This is a genomic window from Roseicyclus sp. (assembly GCF_052168335.1).
Taxonomy (GTDB): Bacteria; Pseudomonadota; Alphaproteobacteria; order Rhodobacterales; family Rhodobacteraceae; genus Roseibacterium.
In genome coordinates this window covers 1-5,707 of sequence record NZ_JBQLZP010000187.1, presented here as the reverse complement: position 1 = coordinate 5,707, position 5,707 = coordinate 1, and the positions used below count along the sequence as shown (strand labels likewise).

At 68.8% G+C, this 5,707-nt stretch carries 4 protein-coding genes; all 4 read right to left on the bottom strand.

What is annotated here, in order from left to right:
• Window positions 1-49 precede the first annotated feature (49 nt).
• Window positions 50-1,855, bottom strand: coding sequence for a phosphogluconate dehydratase (edd, locus tag ACTS11_RS05835; protein ID WP_442639396.1), 1,806 nt, complete (start codon window positions 1,853-1,855; stop codon window positions 50-52).
• A 106-nt stretch (window positions 1,856-1,961) separates the two neighbouring features.
• Window positions 1,962-3,095 carry an ABC transporter ATP-binding protein gene (locus ACTS11_RS05830; RefSeq protein ID WP_442639395.1) on the bottom strand — a complete coding sequence of 378 codons (1,134 nt, stop codon included), beginning with the start codon at window positions 3,093-3,095 and terminating at the stop codon, window positions 1,962-1,964.
• 40 nt (window positions 3,096-3,135) lie between these two features.
• Complete coding sequence (locus ACTS11_RS05825; RefSeq protein WP_442639394.1) at window positions 3,136-4,794, bottom strand: alpha-glucosidase family protein; 1,659 nt, start codon at window positions 4,792-4,794, stop codon at window positions 3,136-3,138.
• 18 nt (window positions 4,795-4,812) lie between these two features.
• Window positions 4,813-5,707: carbohydrate ABC transporter permease (locus ACTS11_RS05820; protein WP_442639393.1), on the bottom strand; the 895-nt coding region annotated here is incomplete at its 5' end.

Here is a 5,707-nt window from a genome sequence, read left to right as displayed (position 1 = left end):
CCTGCGGCCCGGCGTATTTCAGGAAAGATGAAAGCGGGGCAAGGCGTCATCAGACGACGACCCCCGCGCCCGCGTCGGCGGGGCCGGCGGTGCGGCGGAAGACCTCGAAGAGCTCGCGCCCGACGCCCCAGGAATTGCCGGAGAGATCGGCCTCGGCCGGGGGGCGGGCGGCGACGCCCTCGGTCAGGACCTCGAGGCGGCCCGAAGTGGCGTCGACGCGAAGGACGTCGCCGTCCCGGAGCCGGCCGATGAGCCCGCCGTCGAGCGCCTCGGGTGCGACGTGGATCGCGGAGGGCACCTTGCCCGAGGCGCCCGACATGCGCCCGTCGGTGACGAGTGCGACCTTGTGGCCGCGATCCTGCAGGACGGCGAGGATCGGCGTCAGCGCGTGCAGTTCCGGCATGCCGTTGGCCTTCGGCCCCTGGAAGCGCACCACGACGATCACGTCGCGGTCGAGGCGGCCGGCGCGGAAGGCCTCCTTCACCTGCGACTGGTCGTGGAAGACGGCCGCGGGCGCCTCGATCACGTGGCGGGCGGGATCGACGGCGGAGACCTTCATGACGCCGCGCCCGAGGTTGCCCGAAAGCTCGACGAGGCCGCCGGTGGACTGGAACGGGTCGGCGGCGGGCCGCACGATGCGGTCGTTCAGCGTCTCGCGGCTGCCCTCGGCCCAGGCGAGGCGGCCGTCCTCGACCTTCGGCTCGCGGGTGTAGAGGGCGAGGCCCGTGCCCGCCACGGTCTCGGTGTCGGGGTGGAGGAGGCCCGCGTCGAGCAGCTCGCCGATGACGAAGCCGAGCCCGCCCGCGGCGTGGAAATGGTTCACGTCGGCGAGGCCGTTGGGGTAGACCCGCGCCATCAGCGGCGTCGCGGCCGAGATGTCGGCGAAGTCCGCCGGGTCGAGGATGACGCCCGCGGCGCGCGCCATGGCGACGAGGTGGATCACGAGGTTCGTCGAGCCGCCCGTGGCCATCAGGCCCACGATCCCGTTCACGAAGGCGCGCTCGTCGAGGATGTCGCAGACCGGGCGGTAGTCGTTGCCGAGCGCTGTGATCTCGGTGGCGCGCTGCGCGGCAGCGTCGGTGAGCGCGTCGCGCAAGGGCGTGCCGGGGTTCACGAAGGAGGCGCCGGGCAGGTGGAGACCCATGAACTCCATCAACATCTGGTTGGAATTGGCCGTGCCGTAGAAGGTGCAGGTGCCCGGCCCGTGGTAGGAGGCCATCTCGGCCTCCATCAGCCTGTCGCGGCCGACCTCTCCGGCGGCGAATTGCTGGCGGACCTTCGACTTCTCGTCGTTGGGCAGGCCGCTCGTCATCGGGCCCGCCGGCACGAAGATGCCGGGGATGTAGCCGAAGGTGGCCGCCGCGATGACGAGGCCCGGCACGATCTTGTCGCAGACGCCGAGATAGAGCGCGGCGTCGAAGGTGTTGTGCGAGAGCGCGACGCCGGTGGCGAGCGCGATCACGTCGCGGGAGAAGAGGCTGAGCTCCATCCCCGTTTGCCCTTGCGTGACGCCGTCGCACATGGCGGGCACGCCGCCCGCGACCTGCGCCGTGGCGCCGACGCGGCGCGCGGCCTCCTTGATGCGGTCGGGATAGTCCTTGAAGGGCTGATGCGCGCTCAGCATGTCGTTGTAGGCGGTGACGATGCCGAGGTTCGGGGCGCGCGCGCCGACGAGCGCGTCCTTGTCGGCGCCCATCGCGGCATAGGCATGGGCCTGGTTGCCGCAGGACAGGTGCGCGCGGCGCGGCCCCTCCTCGGCCAGGCGGCGCATGCGGTCGAGATAGGTCGCCCTGCCCTCGCGCGAGCGCGCCTCGATGCGCGCGGTCACACGGGCGATGCGGTCGTCGAGTGGCATGGCGCGCTCCCCTTCGTCTGCCTCGGGGAGGACATACACCGTTAGCGCTAACAGTTCCAGAGGAATCCCGCCGGGCCGATCGCCGCCCGGCACGGGAACCCCGGTTTCAGTGCGGCTGGACGCCCGGCAGGAACACCGGCGTGTCGCGGTAGTGGAGCGAGATGCCGTCCTTGAAGATGTGCACGTTCTCGGGCGCGGCGGTCAGGCGCACGTCGCGCCCGCGCAGGTCGCGGTGGATGCCGTGGAGCTTGGCGATGACGGGGTTGTGCTCGGGCTTCTGCCGCTCGAAATAGAGAAGCGTGACCTCGCCGAGCGCCTCGGTGATCTCGACCTTCGCGTGGTAGGCGAAATCGGCGGCGTCGGTACCGACGAAATCCTCGGGGCGGATGCCGACCTGCACCTCGGCGCCCATGTCCTCCTCCCGCGAGGGGTAGTGCGAGGTGATCGTGCCGCCGCCCTCGTTCAGCTCGAGCGTCGTCGTCTCGCCGGTGCCGACGATCCGCCCGCCGATGAGGTTCATCGAGGGCGAGCCGATGAACTGGGCCACGAAGGTGGAGTTGGGCTTCTGGTAGAGGTCGAGGGGCGTGCCGACCTGCGCGATCCCGCCGCCCGCGAGCACGACGATCCGGGATGCCAGCGTCATCGCCTCGACCTGGTCGTGGGTCACGTAGATCATCGTCGAGTCGGGCATCGCCTCCTTGAGCTGCGCGATCTCGATCCGGGTCGCGACGCGCAGCGCGGCGTCGAGGTTCGAGAGCGGCTCGTCGAAGAGGTAGACCTTGGGGTCGCGCACGATGGACCGGCCGATGGCGACGCGCTGCCGCTGCCCGCCCGAGAGCGCCTTGGGCAGGCGGTCGAGGAAGTTGGTGAGTTGCAGCTTCTCGGCCGCGGCGCGCACCTTCCTGTCGATCACGTCCTTCTTGTCGCCCGCGATCTTCAGCGCAAAGGCCATGTTGTCGTAGACCGTCATGTGCGGATAGAGCGCGTAGGACTGGAACACCATGGCGATCCCGCGCTCGGACGGGGGCACGTCGTTCACCACCATCCCGTCGATCTCGAGCGTGCCGCCGGTGATCCGCTCGAGCCCCGCGATCATCCGCAGAAGCGTGGACTTGCCGCAGCCCGAGGGGCCGACGAAGACGATCAGTTCGCCCGTCTCGATGTCGAGGTCGATGTCCCTGAGCACGGTCACCGTGCCGCCGTAGGTCTTCTCGACGTCGGTCAGTTTCAGATTGGCCATGTCCCCGTCTCCTCCCGGTTGATCTCTGGCACCGCGCCCGTCAGGCGGCCTCCTGCGCGCCGAAATAGGCCTGGTAGGGCGGCAGCGTCACCTCCGTGTCACGCTGCAACGCGGTGAAGGGCGCGCCCTTGTCCTGCCGCCACTCGCCGGGCGGAAGGGGCACGGGCAGGCCCTGGTTCGTCAGGTTGAACGCGCAGAAGAGCCGCTGCCCTTCGTGCGCGCGAATGAAGGACACCACCCCGTCGCGCGCCTGGCAGAGCTCGAAGCTGCCCTTGGCGAGCGCGCGCCAACCCTGACGGAAGCGGATCATCGCACGGTAGAAGCCGAGCGTCGAATCCGCCTTGTCCTCCTGGTTGGCGACGGCGCGGTGCAGGTGCTCGACCGCCACCGGCAGCCAGGGCTTGTGGTCGGAGAACCCGCCGTTCTGGTTGTCGGAGATCCAGGGGATCGGCGTGCGGCAGCCGTCGCGGCCCTTGTAGTTGGGCCAGAAGCGGATGCCGTAGGGATCCTGGAGATCCTCGTAGGCGACGTAGGCCTCGGTCAGGCCCAGCTCCTCGCCCTGGTAGAGGCAGACCGAGCCCCGGAGCGACAGCAGAAGCGCCGCATAGAGCCTGCGTGCGTCCTCGCCGAGGTTCCAGCGGCTCGCGTGGCGCACGACGTCATGGTTCGAGAAGGCCCAGCAGGCCCAGCCGTCGCCGATCGCGGCCTCGTAATCCGTCACGATCTGGCCCACGCGCTCGGGCGTCGGCGGGATGCTCGAGAGGAACTCGAACGAGTAGCACATGTGGACCTTGTCGCCGCCCGACGTGTACTCGGCCTGGATCTGCATCCCGTATTGCGCGTCGCCGACCTCGCCGACGGAGGTGGCGGCCGGGTACTCGTCCATGACCGCGCGCAGGCGGCGCAGGAACTCGAGGTTCTCGGGCTGGTTCTTGTCGTAGAGGTGTTCCTGCCAGTTGTAGGGGTTCACCTCGGGCGCGATGGTCGCGTTCCGACGTTCGGGCGCGAGCGCGGGATTGTTTCGCAACTCCCTGTCATGGAAGTAGAAGTTGATCGTGTCGAGGCGGAAGCCGTCGACGCCGCGATCCAGCCAGAAGCGCGCGATGGCCAGAAGCTCCTCCTGCACGTCGGCATTGTGCAGGTTCAGGTCCGGCTGCTCCTTGAGGAAGTTGTGCAGGTAGTACTGCATCCGGTCGCCCGACCATTCCCAGGCCGAGCCGCCGAAGATCGACAGCCAGTTGTTGGGCGGGCTCCCGTCGGGCTTGGCGTCGGCCCACACGTACCAGTCCGCCTTGGGGTTGTCGCGGCTGCGCACGCTCTCCTGGAACCAGGAATGCTGGCTCGAGGTGTGGCTGAGGACGAGGTCGATCAGCACCTTGAGCCCCAGCTCGTGCGCCCGGTGGATGAGCGCGTCGAAGTCGCCGAGCGTGCCGAACATCGGGTCCACGTCGCGGTAGTCCGAGACGTCGTAGCCGAAGTCGAGCATGGGCGAGCGGAAGAAGGGGCTGATCCAGATGGCATCGACCCCCAGCTCCGCCACATGGTGCAGCCGGTGGATGATGCCCGCGAGGTCGCCGATCCCGTCATGGTTGCTGTCCTGGAAGCTGCGGGGATAGATCTGGTAGATCACCGCCCCCCGCCACCAGTCCCTGTCCGGCGCGACGATCTGTTGCCGCGCCACATCCTGCATCAGGTTCATGTGTGTGTCGTTCTCTGATTACTTGACCGAGCCTGCGAGCAGGCCCCTCACCAGGTATCTCTGCATCGTGAAGAAGACCACGAGCGGCACCGCGATGGAGACGAAGGCCGCCGCCGCCAGGATGCCCCAGTCCCCCCCGCGCGAGCCGAGCAGGTCGTCGGCGATGCGCACCGTCATCACCCAGCTCTCGTCGTTCGAGGGCAGGAAGACCTTGGCCACCAGGAGGTCGTTCCACGTCCAGAGGAACTGGAAGATCGCGAAGGAGGCGAGCGCGGGGAACGAGAGCGGCAGGATGATCCGCGTGAAGATCTGGAAATCCGTCGCCCCGTCGACCCGCGCGCTCTCGATGATGTCGCGCGGCAGGCCGACCATGTAGTTGCGCAACAGGTATATCGCGAGCGGCAGGCCGAAGCCCGTATGGGCGAGCCATATGCCGAGGAAGCTCTGCCCGATGCCGACCTGCTGGTGCAGCTTGAGCAGCGGCACGAGCGCCAGTTGCAGCGGCACGACGAGGAGGCCCACGACCGCAGCGATCAGGAGGCCGCGCCCGGGAAAGTCCATCCATGCCAGCGCATAGGCCGCGAAGGCCGCGATGAGGATCGGGATGACCGTCGCGGGGATCGTCACCGTCAGGGTGTTGATGAAGGCCTGCGCCATCCCCGCCCCGCCCATGACGGTATCGTAGTTCGACATGGTGAAGTCGGGCGGCGTCTCGGCCACGAAGTAGATGCGCGGGAAGCCCTCGTCCTCGGGATTCTCGCTGGTGCTGAAGACGAAGGAGCCGTCCTCGTTCACCACGGTCGTGCCGTCGTCGCGGTTCTCGATCTCGGTGCCGGCGGCGAACTCGCCGGGCGCCCGGCCGGCCAGGCCGAAGGCGGCGATCGGCGGCCGCTCGCGTCCCTCGAAGTCGGCG

Excerpts from the sequence above, each read along its gene's own strand:
- ACTS11_RS05825 (WP_442639394.1), bottom strand. The coding sequence starts at position 4,794 with ATGAACCTGATGCAGGATGTGGCGCGGCAACAGATCGTCGCGCCGGAC.
- edd (WP_442639396.1), bottom strand. The coding sequence starts at position 1,855 with ATGCCACTCGACGACCGCATCGCCCGTGTGACCGCGCGCATCGAGGCG.
- ACTS11_RS05830 (WP_442639395.1), bottom strand. The coding sequence starts at position 3,095 with ATGGCCAATCTGAAACTGACCGACGTCGAGAAGACCTACGGCGGCACG.